The organism is Ileibacterium valens (assembly GCF_001945525.1).
GTDB classification, from domain to species: Bacteria; Bacillota_I; Bacilli_A; order Erysipelotrichales; family Erysipelotrichaceae; genus Ileibacterium; species Ileibacterium valens.
Genome location: NZ_MPJW01000140.1, coordinates 1 through 12,543, shown reverse-complemented (window position 1 = coordinate 12,543; position 12,543 = coordinate 1). Strand labels below are relative to the sequence as shown.

At 39.1% G+C, this 12,543-nt stretch carries 11 protein-coding genes and 1 pseudogene; 7 read left to right on the top strand and 5 right to left on the bottom strand.

The window, feature by feature from the left end:
- On the bottom strand, nucleotides 1-274 hold a 274-nt coding region (locus BO222_RS13485; RefSeq protein WP_143356970.1), incomplete at its 3' end, for a hypothetical protein.
- Nucleotides 275-499: 225 nt separating this feature from the next.
- Nucleotides 500-1,111, bottom strand: coding sequence for a hypothetical protein (locus BO222_RS07210; RefSeq protein WP_075819711.1), 612 nt, complete (start codon nucleotides 1,109-1,111; stop codon nucleotides 500-502).
- A 655-nt stretch (nucleotides 1,112-1,766) separates the two neighbouring features.
- On the opposite strand from BO222_RS07210, the gene BO222_RS07200 reads away from it, so the two are divergent.
- Nucleotides 1,767-3,425, top strand: a complete 1,659-nt coding sequence (locus tag BO222_RS07200; RefSeq protein WP_075819707.1) for a DUF2812 domain-containing protein — start codon at nucleotides 1,767-1,769, stop codon at nucleotides 3,423-3,425.
- 292 nt (nucleotides 3,426-3,717) lie between these two features.
- Here BO222_RS07200 and BO222_RS07195 read toward each other — a convergent pair whose 3' ends face one another.
- Nucleotides 3,718-4,158 (bottom strand): C-GCAxxG-C-C family (seleno)protein, encoded by a 441-nt coding sequence (locus BO222_RS07195; RefSeq protein ID WP_075819705.1) that lies wholly within the window; start codon nucleotides 4,156-4,158, stop codon nucleotides 3,718-3,720.
- 224 nt (nucleotides 4,159-4,382) lie between these two features.
- Between BO222_RS07195 and BO222_RS07190 the strand changes: the two genes are divergently transcribed.
- Both BO222_RS07190 and BO222_RS07185 read left to right on the top strand, forming a co-directional pair.
- Nucleotides 4,383-4,841 carry a hypothetical protein gene (locus tag BO222_RS07190; RefSeq protein ID WP_075819703.1) on the top strand — a complete coding sequence of 153 codons (459 nt, stop codon included), beginning with the start codon at nucleotides 4,383-4,385 and terminating at the stop codon, nucleotides 4,839-4,841.
- Nucleotides 4,838-5,698, top strand: a complete 861-nt coding sequence (locus tag BO222_RS07185) for a pyridoxamine kinase (RefSeq protein ID WP_075819701.1) — start codon at nucleotides 4,838-4,840, stop codon at nucleotides 5,696-5,698. Before BO222_RS07190 ends, BO222_RS07185 begins: the two co-directional genes overlap by 4 nt.
- A gap of 883 nt (nucleotides 5,699-6,581) precedes the next feature.
- Here BO222_RS07185 and BO222_RS07175 read toward each other — a convergent pair.
- On the bottom strand, nucleotides 6,582-7,643 hold the full coding sequence (locus tag BO222_RS07175) for a 3-deoxy-7-phosphoheptulonate synthase (RefSeq protein ID WP_075819697.1): 1,062 nt from the start codon (nucleotides 7,641-7,643) through the stop codon (nucleotides 6,582-6,584).
- A 328-nt stretch (nucleotides 7,644-7,971) separates the two neighbouring features.
- On the opposite strand from BO222_RS07175, the gene BO222_RS07170 reads away from it, so the two are divergent.
- The 4 genes from BO222_RS07170 (at nucleotide 7,972) to BO222_RS14255 (ending at nucleotide 11,994) form a co-directional block, all read left to right on the top strand.
- Entirely contained in the window at nucleotides 7,972-8,331 is a 360-nt protein-coding gene (locus BO222_RS07170; RefSeq protein WP_075819695.1) for a hypothetical protein, read from the top strand.
- Between the two features lie 438 nt (nucleotides 8,332-8,769).
- Nucleotides 8,770-10,695: a molecular chaperone HtpG gene (gene htpG / locus BO222_RS07165; protein ID WP_075819693.1), complete on the top strand. Its 1,926-nt coding sequence runs from the start codon at nucleotides 8,770-8,772 to the stop codon at nucleotides 10,693-10,695.
- Nucleotides 10,696-10,848: 153 nt separating this feature from the next.
- A complete protein-coding gene (locus tag BO222_RS07160; protein ID WP_233131221.1) occupies nucleotides 10,849-11,616 on the top strand; it encodes an ABC transporter ATP-binding protein in 768 nt (255 codons plus the stop codon).
- Between the two features lie 243 nt (nucleotides 11,617-11,859).
- On the top strand, nucleotides 11,860-11,994 hold the full coding sequence (locus BO222_RS14255; RefSeq protein WP_269843625.1) for a hypothetical protein: 135 nt from the start codon (nucleotides 11,860-11,862) through the stop codon (nucleotides 11,992-11,994).
- A 313-nt stretch (nucleotides 11,995-12,307) separates the two neighbouring features.
- On the opposite strand, the pseudogene BO222_RS14065 reads toward BO222_RS14255, so the two are convergent.
- Nucleotides 12,308-12,543 (bottom strand): annotated as a pseudogene (locus BO222_RS14065) (hypothetical protein); the annotation flags it as partial.

Below are 12,543 nucleotides of genomic sequence, written 5' to 3'. Positions count from 1 at the left end.
AGCACAAGACTGTGTGGTCGAACTTGCTTCGAGCCTGACATATGGCAGAGTCAGTGACCTGGATTTTATGCGTCTTGAAGTAAGTCAGATTCTGCTGGCGAATAGAGCCGCTTGTCAGAGAAGCGATAAAACGAGCAATACGGGAAAGGCCAATTTTTCTGTTTCGCGTGAAGGCTTCGCCTTCAATCAGGGAACGATCCGGGCAGTCTGCCAGACCGTCCAGGTAAGAATAGAAGATTTGGCGATACTGTTTAGGGGATTTCGAATGGGTCAAAATAACCACCTCCGAAATCCTTCGGATTATGGATTAGTTCCGAGCTTCGGTCTGTCAAGTGCCATATTCGGATAATTTATAAACTTTTGGAGCAACTCCACTGCTTGTGTTAAAAATCAAAAAAACGAGGAGCGAATTCCGCATGGAAGACACTCCTTAACTTAACGACATTGATAAATTTTTAGAGTCCAAATCTATAAATTTGAGATGGAACGGTTAAAAGAATTAGAACTGGACGGGATAGCCAAGGGTATCGAGAATCTGTAATACATTATTGTACTGTTCGTTGCTTAAATCATCCATTTCGAAGGTAAAAGAACCATCCGGATTGCATCCGATCAGTTTATATCGGCTGGTTCCAGCTTCCTGAAGTCCAGATAATAATTTTCCATTTTGTTCCAGTTCAAACAGGCTGTTGTAATCGTCATCCGTTTCATCCCACAGGTCATCAGAATATTCATTTCTGGCTCTATCCGCATTGCTGTAAAGGCTTAAATCGAAATCCACTCTTCCTGCATTATTTTTGGCATCAAAGGAATATTCATCATGTTCCTGTTCAGTATGAATAATGTCATAACCAGCATTTGCAAATGCATTTTCAAATTCAGATCCAGCGGCATAGGCATTACCTGAGTTCTGGTTGGAATTTGTATTGGAAGAATTGCTGGAATTACTTGAATTGTTATTGGTATTTGTATCGTCTGAAGTCTTTTCATCGTTTACTGAAGTCTGATTCTGGGCATGGTTCGTATTTGAATCAGAAGCTGGTGTATTCGAAGAGCAGGCTGCAAGCAGGCAAGCCAGACTGAATGCTGTAAATAATTTGGTAAATTTCATGAGTTAATCTCTCCATTTCTCAGGGAAAGCAACTTTCGCAGATATTTTTTGTTGACGACCATCCTGAATGATCCAAAAGTCTGAATCCCAATTACTGGAAGATCATATATGAGCAAAGGTTCCTGCTTTGTTTTGATTACTGTTTGGTTGTATGAAAACCTGAATTCTGAATAGCAATAGAGCTGTTTTCTTCCTGTTTCATTACAGTCGACAGATCCATACAATATACAGAAATCAAATCCCTGTTCACTTTCTAACTATAGAGTGTTTGGCTAATCCTGCCATATTCGTGCTCACGTCATCTTAGAAAGAAGATGATTCAACCAACGAAGACTATAATATGTTCGGTGAAGATGTTATTTAAAAAATAATTAGAGCAAGATGATTGAGCAGAAGCAAAGTTGGATGGAAATGAGCAGGAGGAATCTGAAATTGTATTGAAAAATGGAAACAGGGCGTTCATTGCGGTCGGATTGAAATTGACCATGCTGATCCTGTACAGTAAAATTTGAATGCAAAGCTTAGTCTGTCCTTATTATTTCTGTGATTTTTATCGATTGTAAAGTGTAAGGATTAAGCAATTGAATCATCTGCTCAAAAATAAGGCAGATTATGATAACTACTGCTCTGAAGCAGCAACTGGAGGAATCAAAAAATGAGCGATTCAAAAGACAGAAACAATGATCAGCTGTTTAAAGACCTGATTGATGAGGCTTCGAGCATTGGCAGCTTAAATATAGAAGAAAGAAATTTTGAGGATTTCGTACCGGCAACAGCCGCTCGAGAAGTGGTCGATCAGAAACCTTCACGAAGAATTTTTGGTAAGCGATCAAAACGCCAAAGTCCGCAGTCTGGCTTCAGACCCATTGTAAATGAAGAAGATCAGGCCGATAAGACGATGGAACTTGATCCAGAATCAGTCGCTTTAATTGCCAAATCTCCTGTGGAAGACCGTAAACCTCAGCCAACACGGCAACTAAAGAATGAGGATTTTAAAGTAATCTCTCCTTTTGGCCCGGAAGCTTCTAAGGAAAAGACCAAAAGTGCAATTGAACTTTTGCGTGAAGAACGAGAAGCGGAAAAGAAAAAGGCCGCTGAACTCGAAGAAAAGAAGAGACAGGAAATTCTGACTGCAGAAACGATTGTGGCAAAAACAGAGGCCGAAAACATAGAAGATCCAGAAATTGATCACACTCATTCCATGCAGGCTCCGGAAGCGGCTCTTACCTCTTCCAATCAAGCATCCATTTCATATGCAAAAGATGAACAAAAGCCAAAACAGGTGATCTCCAGGGTTCATGTATTCGATTCGGCAAATCATATTGATGAAACAAATGGCTTCTCTTTTGAAAAGAATGCAAATGAAAGTCATGAAGATATAATGGGTCATGGAGAGGTCTTTGAACCGGAGCATCATGTGGCTGGAAGTCTGTCTGTAAAACGATTGAATGGACATGAGGAAGAAATGGATCAGAATGATCCTTCCTTGAGCTCAACCTTCACGTCATTGAATTTGATGGGTTCAGCTGCAGCCAGCGCCCTTCTGGAAAATCATCAGGAAGAAGAGCCGATCACTCTGATCGAAGAAGATGAAGAAGATCAGATTTATGATCCTTCAGCCAGCCTGGTCGATGACTATGATTATGACCTGTATCAGGACCGTAAGCACTTCTTGATGAGTGATTATAAAAAGATGGAAGACTATCTCGAAGCTCAGGCCAGACAGGGATATCATTATGTTTCACACGAAGGAAAGAAATTCTTCTTCCATAAAGGTGAACCGAGTAATGAATACTATGAAGCGATGTACTTTACCAAAGAACCTGTTGAAAGCCAATGGCAGCTCTGGAAAGAGCAGGGCTGGGAATTTGTTCACCGCACAGAAGGCAAGAAGCGATCCGATTATGGATGGATTATTTTCCGCCATCCAGAAGAACCCGGACAGTTTAAACGGGAGATCGACAACAACAAAGAGAAATACCGTTTCTTCAGAAAGTATTCCAACTCCTGCCGCTCGACGTTATTTGTTCTGTTCATCTGCATGGTTACTTCGGTCATCACCGCCTTTTTGCAATGGCAGTTTAAAGGCTATTTAGCCGGTATCCTGTTTTGTGGATTCGTTTTCCTGGTTTCTTTATATTTCTGCATTGTTTACGCTAGAATGCTTACGAAAAGCCGTAAACAGGCGCAGCTTTTAAAAGCCAGAATTCGCCGCAGTGAAAATGAGAAACAAAAAGACATCGCCAGCGAAGAAACCAATCTCGATAATGACTGGGATGAAATTGATGATGAAAACGACCACTCCGAAGACTGATCCAGCAAGCTTCATTGAGCGATTTTTGAAGTGATGAATTAGACAGGAACCGTATTCTGAATATTTCCACCCCTGTCAAAGTCAATCGACAATCGATCAACAGAATCAAATTGTTTTGAACATTATTTTTGATTGATGATAAAAAATATACAAAAGGACTGCTAAAGCCACTGATTATAAGCAGAATCAGAGTTTAGCAGTCCTTTTTTGTCTGGATAGAGATGAAATGGATCTTTTTGAAATCAGTCACTGAATACTCTTAATATACAGCACAAATCTGACCAGAATGGAATCAGTCCTGTAAATCAAGGTGTATAAGTCCCTGGTCAACGAGTTCCGAAATTGTTTTTTCTAACACTTCGCTGGCCATTGTGACTGTCTTCAGACATTTTTCTTCTTTCGAATAGAAGTTTGGTTTGATCTTGGCACAATCACTGTGATTGGCTGCCTGTCTGAAGTTCTGATGAAGCAGAGCACTCGAAGGCCGTAATGCATCAAGGTGAGAATGAGCTTTGTCAGAGACGATCAACTTCGAAATAACGGCATTGCAGGCTACCAGTGCGCCACAGACGCTGCCGACATACATTCCACTGCCAAACCCACTGAGCATTTTCATATCTTCATCATGAAGATTGAGATGATAGAACTCGTTTGCACCTCGAATAATGGATTCTGAACAATTCAACCCATGTTCTTTATAATTGGTTCTTACAATATCTGTTAATGAATTCATGTCTTTATTGTAGCGGGTAGGTTCTTCAAAAAAAAGAGACCCTGGGAAAATAGCTTTTCAAAATGAAACGGATTGATTATCAGGTAAAATATAATCTGAAATTAATGATAAAGAAATCTCAATTTCTGTTTTTGTTCGAAAATTAACGGGATTGAGGGTACAAATTTTTAGTAAATTGCCTGAAAAAAATGGTTCTGCTATACTGTCGCAGAAAGGAAGAAAATATGAACAACCAGGATATTTTGATGGTTTTGCCGAAAAATACCATTCATACCCCCAACGAAATGAGCCAGGATTGGGAGATCGACAAGGATGGCGGCGGAATAACCATCTATACAAAGAACAAACTTCTGGGATATGCTGATTGGAGAAATCGTAAGGATTTTGGATTCAGTCGACCGGCAATTAATATTCAGCTTCTGGACAGTGAGCAGGAAATGAATGTCTTTGAAGCTTTAATCAGCCGACTGGCGACTGCTTATGAAATGATGCCAAGCCGATATCCGCTTTATATTCGCCTGCCGCAGCAGCATACCTCATTGATTGCTCAGGCAGCCCGAATGGGGTTCATTCCGTATTTTGGCGAATGGAAGGAATCGTCAAAAGAAAACTCCGAAAATGACTGGAAAAAGATAACGGAACAGCTTAGACATGATTTTCCAGCCACTCAGTTTGCGGTATGAAACGTAATCACTTAAAAACCGATGAACACATAACGGCCGAACGTCAGAAGAAAATTGCACTGATCAATGATCTTTCTGGATTCGGCCGCTGTTCATTAACGGTTTCTTTACCAATCATATCGGCTTTAAAAGTTGAGTGTGCAGTCCTTCCCACCTGTATACTGAGCAACCATACAGCCTATCCTAGTTTCTATATCAAAGACTGTACCGAGGATATGTCCCCATGGATGGAAGAATGGAAAAAACTCAATCTTTCATTCGATGGAATTTATACCGGATTTTTAGGTTCTGAAAAACAGATTGATGAAGTTTTGCGGTTTATTGAATTGTTTAAAAAGCCAGAGACCATTCTGATCGTTGATCCAGTCATGGGTGATCATGGAAAGATTTACGCTACCTATACCGATGGAATGTGTGAAGGAATGAAAAGACTCGCTCGAAAAGCAGATCTGATTCTTCCAAACCTGACAGAGGCATGTCGTCTTCTGAATATCGAATACAGAGATGATTTTTCCTTTGATGAGCTGGAAGAAATGGGTAAAAAGCTTCTTGAATCTGGACCATCCAAAGCTGTGATTACCGGATTCGAAAAAGATGGTGAAATTCTAGATCTTGTCTTTATCAAAGGTGAGAAGATGAAAATTCACAGAGGAGAAAAGATTGAGCCATCAAGACACGGAACTGGAGACGTTTTTGCCAGCATCGTAGCTGCAAAAATGATCCGTCACAAAGATCTCAACGAAGCAGTGAAGGATGCAGCAAAATTCATCCGCAAATGTCTCAAAATTTCTTCAAAGCTTCATGTCCCCAGCGAAGAAGGGGTTGCGTTTGAAGAAATTCTGACTGAACTGCATTAAGAATCTTTATAAAAAGCTATGGTTATTCTGGTACTAAAATTTAAAAATTAAGCGTTGCATTGTATAGGAAACAATATCTTTTATTTCAGAAAATAAGAGATCTGACCTCAGTTTTTTTACCGAAAACTGATTTCAGATCTCTTTATTTTTACTCTTGCTTTGAGGTTTCGATATTCATATCCGTCGCCATCAGATTGAATCAAAAATTTAATCTTGTTATAAGGTTCTCTAAGATGTTTTTGTTAACAGGGGTATAACATAGTTTATGTTTTTGTATTTCAAAAAAATGTTATTATAAGTTTATGTAAACCGTTTTTTTTAAGGATGGATATTATGAATCAAAAATCGCAAAGCAAATGACTAACTTGCTTTTACTATTAGTACTGGCTTTACTATCTGGATATGCAGCTTATCGTTATATTGAAAACCAGCCTGAAAATGTCATAATTAAATTCGTTATCTGGTATGTTGTATTCACTTTTGCCATTGTAATTTGGTCTTTCAAATCGCCAGTAAACTATTTTGTTCTCTTAGGAATTAGTACGGCTGCTATAGTTATTGGTCTCATTCTTTTCTGGAATGTTGATCCAGCAATAGTCGATTTTTACCTTCCACAGCCACTGGGTTATCTGATTGGCACTTTGTTCACGAGTAAAAAATGATCAGCCTGACAGCAACCAATAAAAGAATTACTGTTCTCTTTCAATTGATAAACCAGGATTTGATTTCACTTTCAGACTTATCTTGAAGCTCGCTCAATAAGAAACCGGCCGCAGAATTTGATCTGCAGCCGGCTTTTTTGGTGGTTGATCGGATTGATGTATTTTGATCAAGCGAGATATCGGACTGATCAAAGTAATCCATTTTCACGAATTGGAAATTCTTACTTTTCTTTGTTGAAATCTTCGATTTCTTCCAGCTTGTCATAGATATCAAAAATCAGCTTTTCGGTATCCTCCCAACCAAGACAAGGGTCTGTAATGCTTTTTCCCAGCTCGTAGTTTTCGCAAATATCCTGACGGCCTTCCTTAAGATAGGATTCGATCATAACGCCTTTGACCATATCACGGATTTCCGGATGATATTTACGATTGTGTAAAACATCCATGACGATTCGGATCTGTTCTTTAAACTTCTTATCTGAGTTTGAATGGTTGGCATCAACAATGACAGCTGGGTTTATCAAACCAGCTTTTTTATATAGATCGTGAACGATTTTTAAATCTTCATAGTGATAGTTTGGAATGGTTTTTCCGTACTTATCTACGCCGCCGCGTAGAATGACATGAGCTAATGGATTTCCATCAGTGGATACATCATAGCCGCGGTAGATGAAACGATGCGGATGCTGAGCAGCAGTCACGGAATTCATCATAACCGAAAAGTCACCTGAGGTTGGGTTTTTCATTCCAACGGGAATATTCATCCCAGAGGCAACCAGACGATGCTGCTGATTTTCAACTGAACGGGCTCCAACGGCTTCATATGACAGCAAATCATCTAAAAAGCTTCGGTTTTCTGGATAGAGCATTTCATCAGCGGTGGATAAGCCAGTTTCTTCAAGAACCCGCATATGCAGATTTCGAATGGCTTTAATCCCTTCAAGAAGATCAGGTTCTGCATTAGGATCCGGTTGATGAAGCATGCCTTTGTAACCATCACCAGTCGTACGTGGTTTATTGGTATAGACTCTGGGAATGATCAGAATGCGGTCTTTGACTTTTTCGTTGATGTCAGCAAGACGATGGCAATATTCAAGAACCGGCTGTTCAGAATCAGCTGAACATGGCCCGATGATTAGTACGAATTTGTCTGATTTTCCAGAGAAGACATCGCTGATTTCCTGATCACGCGAAGCTTTGACTGCTTTTGCATGAGCAGACATGGGCATTTCCTGTTTGAGGATTTCTGGTTCAGGCAGGCGGGAATGCATATGTAATGACATTTTCTTTCATTTCCTTTCTTAAATTTACATGGTTTTCATTATAGCAAATTTGTGATCTTCTAAAAGTGGGATTGTTTTCAAATTCTGGAGAATGGAATGAAAAAGGATCGAATAATGAAGTGAGCTCAAAAGGATTAATCATTCTGAAGGAGAATCCTTCATTGCATAACTGACCTGTTTTTACAGCAGAAATATGAAATCAATCTTCGACTTAGTCATCAGGCACTCAATTCAGTCTGAGAGAGCAATCATTGTCGGGCATCAATATGATATGAGAATTATGGAATTTTTATAATTGAAATGAAAGAAACGAAGGGAGGATCCGAATATGACGATCCGTGAAGATTTAGAAAAATTCAATGATGATGTAAAACAGCATGTACAGAGTGCTGAAACTGATCATGAAGAAAGAGTGATTCAGGCAGACGAAAGAATCATTGAGGTTGAAAATAAAAAGGAAATGGCTCATGAAGCCAAACTGGTTGAAAACGAAGCACTTGATGAAGAAAGCGGTCTGAAGAAACTTGAAGACAAGATCGAAAACGCTGAAATCAAGCACGAAGAAAAAGTAATCGCCCGCAAAGAAGACAACATGGCTAAGGAAGACGAAAAAATTCTGAAACATGAAAATGAATTCTATGCCGAGCAGGATCAGATCGATCAGATCGATGAAAAAGAAGGCAAATAACTCTGACTATTTGTTAGTCGAATCGATTGATTGAACTGAATGATTTGAAAACCAAAGCACAAATTGAATTTTAAACCCAAGTTGTATGATCAAAAACAGTGGAAAAGTTGAATCAGCGTTTCTGCTGTTTTTTTAGTTGGTTTTTCGTTGTTGATTTTTTCAGTATGTCTGAAAGAAGAATCTTAACAGGCAATGAAAACATCGGTTTTTGTTTAGAGTTATAAAATGGTTTTAGAAAGATGATCTGATTCTGAGATTGTCCATTATAAAACAAATTGGCACTTAATACTTGCGAATGCTAATAGAGCGTTGTAAGATGCATGACGAACAGAGATTATTGATTCATTCAATGGAAGACGTGCTAAATCCAAAATTCATAAATGGTAAATCGAACAAACCATGAATCTGAACAATTATTTTCTAAGGAGGATGTTGAATATGGCTGAAATTAAGGAATTCAAAGCTGAGTCGAAGCGTCTGCTCGACATGATGATTCATTCGATCTATACACATAAGGAAATCTTCTTACGGGAGCTGATCTCTAATGCTTCCGATGCAATTGATAAATATTATTTATATGCTTTACAGAATGGTCAGACACCAGCAGATTTAGGAATCCGAATCGATCTGGATGAAACCAACCGTACCCTGACAATTTCAGATAATGGAATTGGAATGGATGAAGAAGAACTTGAAGATAATTTAGGAACTATCGCAAAATCCGGATCTTCTGCTTTTAAGGAAGAGATGAAGAAAAAAGAAGAAGCTGAAAATAAGGAAATTGACATTATTGGCCAGTTTGGCGTTGGCTTCTATTCGGCATTCATGGTAGCTGATGAGGTGACCGTACTTTCCAGAAAAGCCGGCAGTGAGCAGGCTTACTGCTGGAAGTCGGATGGAATCAATGGATATACCCTTGAACCGGCTGAAAAGGAAGGTCGGGGAACCACAATTATTCTGAAGCTCAAAGCGGATGATGATATGGAATCCTATTCAGAATATTTGAATTCCTATATGATCAGCGATCTGGTGAAGAAATATTCTGATTACATTCGTTATCCAATCAGCATGGATGTTGAAACGCAGAAGATGGTTGAAGGCACTGAAGATAAGGAAACTCCAGAATTCGAAACAGTCAAGGAATCGAAAGTTTTAAATTCGATGACTCCACTCTGGAAAAAGCCAAAATCTGAGATCACTCAGGAACAGTTTGACCAGTTCTATAAGGAACACTTTGTCGATTACCGCAATCCTTTAGAAACGATTTTCTTCAAGGTTGAAGGAAATACAAGTTTTACCGCCTTGCTGTATATTCCCTCAGCTATTCCTCAGGGATTCTATACCCGTGAATATAAACCGGGACTGCAGCTGTACTCTAAAGGTGTATTCATCGAAAACGACTGCGAAGAACTGCTGCCTGGTTATCTGCGGTTTGTAAAAGGTCTGGTCGATTCACAGGATTTATCCCTGAATGTATCCCGTGAAATGCTTCAGCATGACCATCAGCTGCGCGTGATCCGCAATCGAATTGAAAAGAAAGTTCTCTCTGAACTCTCTGGATTATTAAAGACGGATCGTGAAAAGTACGAAAAATTCTGGAAGAACTTTGGTCTTGATCTGAAATTTGGTGTTTACAATGCCATGGGCAGAGACAATGAAAAACTTGAAAATCTGCTGTTATTCCATTCTTCTGCTGAAAAGAAACCTGTCACACTTGAAGAATATGTTTCTTCCATGCCGGAAGATCAGAAAGATATTTACTACATTTCCGGTCAGTCCATTGATGTCATGGATAAAATGCCAATCGTTAACAGACTGAAATCCAAAGGATTCCAGGTTCTGCTTTTAACTGAAGAAGTCGATGAATTTGTATTGCAGACGATTGGTGCTTACAAGGAACACCCATTCAAGAATGCGGCTCAGGGAGATCTTGATCTGGATACTGAAGAAGAAAAAGAAGCTCTGAAGAATCAGAATGAAGAACATAAAGAGCTGCTGGAGTTCATGAAGGAGTCCATTCCTGGAGTCAGTCAGGTACGTCTTTCCAATCGTCTTCAGGATGATCCAGTCATGCTGGTAGCCGGAGAAGGATTATCCTTTGAAATGGAAAAAGTCTTCCAGACCATGGCTGCTCAGTCCGGCGAAGAAATGCCTCCAATGAAGGCTGACCGGATTCTTGAGATCAACCCGAATAATAAGATCTGGAATGTGCTGAGAACTGAATATGCAGTAGACAAAAACAGAGTAAAAGAAATCAGTCAGGTCCTCTATGATCAGGCCTGCCTGATCGAAGGATTCCCAATTGAAGACCCAATCGAATACAGCCGTAAAGTGGTTGCTCTTCTTTCGGATTTGAATGAATAAACGAATTTGCTTTTGCGAAAAATAAAATGAAATAGATTGAAAGACTCGAATTTTCGACATTTTCAGGAAATTTGAGTCTTTTTTTATAATGTAAGAAAAGAAGTTGTCATTTTAAATACCTATTCCATTATTGTTAAATCTGAGGTACAAAATGTGATTGAAACAAGAAACGAAACAACACAAAAATCTATGGGAAATCCACCAAAAAACAAACAGGTGACCAATAATGAGGATACTCCCATCATCAGTGTCAGGCATGTCAGCAAGATCTATCCAGTAGAGGATGATGAACCGGTAAAAGCTCTCGATGATGTATCTCTGGATATCTATCCTGGAGAGATCTGCTGCATTTTTGGTCAGAGTGGATCTGGTAAGAGCACGCTTCTGAATCAGCTTGCCGGACTTGAAAAGCCGGAAATAGGGGCTATCCGAATTCAGAACACGATCCTTAATCGGTTAAATGAAGAACAGCTCGCAGTTTTCAGACAGAAACATATTGGATTTGTCTTTCAGTCCTACAATTTACTGGGCCATTTAAATGCGCTTGAAAATGTGGAAATGCCGCTCATCTTTCAGGGTGTGGATCCAGTCAAGCGAAAGCAGCTGGCAGAAAATATGTTAATAAAAGTTGGACTCGAGAAGAGAATGCTGCATTATCCAAGACAGATGTCTGGGGGACAGCAGCAAAGAACGGGTATTGCCAGGGCGTTTGTCAGCCATCCTTCAATTGTTTTTGCAGATGAGCCAACAGGTAATCTGGATTCAAAATCTTCAAAACAGATTATGGAGATGTTTTTAAAGTTCTCTCGAGAGTTCCATCAGACCATTGTTATTGTCAGTCATGATCAGGAAACCGCCAATTATGCCGATCATATTATTCGTTTGTCAGATGGAAAAATTGTTGAACAGATTCGAAAATAACATACTCTTTTATGGTGCTCTTGAAACTACGATCAAGTGACAAAATCAGGAAATACTGTTTATCTTCTTTTTCAAGAAATAGTAGTTTTACTCCAGAATAACGAATGAACGAATCGCTTTGAAATGTAAAAAGCAGGTTCATGAAATTGGTGGATAATTTAATTTAGAAATATCGATTGAAACCAGATCTGAAAAGAATGGCTTCATTTTGTCAAGAAAGAAATTAGAAACAGGAAATTTAAAATGCGAACAAAATCAGTGAATAAAAATTTAGCTTTATTACTCGCAGGTCTGCTTATTGCCGGAGGCGTACAGCAGCCTGTATTTGCGAAAAGAACGGATGAAAAAGAACTGCAGAATCTGCATATTCTGATATGAAAGCCCCCCTTGTCAAGGGCGCACTGAGGGCTAACTAATTTATTTTTTAACTACATAAAGGGATTAGTGAATGTCATGCATAAATCCTGGAATGGATTCATCAGCTATTTAAACCAATCTGATATACGTGGATTTTCACAGGTTAATGGTTTCGCTGAGACCCCACCATCTAAAAACGCGGATTAACATAGAATTATCGTGGATAGTCAAACCTCTTACTTCCAGGACTTATGAATGACATTCATTTCTCTGAACTTTATTGTCAATTGTTCGTTAACTTCAGATAAAAAGACTTAGAGTGCTGCAAATTCTGTTAAAACTTGGTTGTTCCGTTGATTTGATTTGAACATTTATTTTTTATTGTGATGTTTTGGCTAAGGATTTCACCAGTGAGTGGATCACAGTGAGAACGATTCTCAATGTGATTCGTAGCCATTCCCCAGATGAAGCAAGCCATTTCCCTGGCACAAGCAGCGATTGCAATATTCCGGTTTTTTCCGTTGTTCATCATGGATTTAAACTTACTGATAAACCGTGTATTTCCTTTAT

Excerpts from the sequence above, each read along its gene's own strand:
- BO222_RS07210 (WP_075819711.1), bottom strand. The coding sequence starts at position 1,111 with ATGAAATTTACCAAATTATTTACAGCATTCAGTCTGGCTTGCCTGCTT.
- BO222_RS07200 (WP_075819707.1), top strand. The coding sequence starts at position 1,767 with ATGAGCGATTCAAAAGACAGAAACAATGATCAGCTGTTTAAAGACCTG.
- BO222_RS07195 (WP_075819705.1), bottom strand. The coding sequence starts at position 4,158 with ATGAATTCATTAACAGATATTGTAAGAACCAATTATAAAGAACATGGG.
- BO222_RS07190 (WP_075819703.1), top strand. The coding sequence starts at position 4,383 with ATGAACAACCAGGATATTTTGATGGTTTTGCCGAAAAATACCATTCAT.
- BO222_RS07185 (WP_075819701.1), top strand. The coding sequence starts at position 4,838 with ATGAAACGTAATCACTTAAAAACCGATGAACACATAACGGCCGAACGT.
- BO222_RS07175 (WP_075819697.1), bottom strand. The coding sequence starts at position 7,643 with ATGTCATTACATATGCATTCCCGCCTGCCTGAACCAGAAATCCTCAAA.
- BO222_RS07170 (WP_075819695.1), top strand. The coding sequence starts at position 7,972 with ATGACGATCCGTGAAGATTTAGAAAAATTCAATGATGATGTAAAACAG.
- htpG (WP_075819693.1), top strand. The coding sequence starts at position 8,770 with ATGGCTGAAATTAAGGAATTCAAAGCTGAGTCGAAGCGTCTGCTCGAC.
- BO222_RS14255 (WP_269843625.1), top strand. The coding sequence starts at position 11,860 with ATGCGAACAAAATCAGTGAATAAAAATTTAGCTTTATTACTCGCAGGT.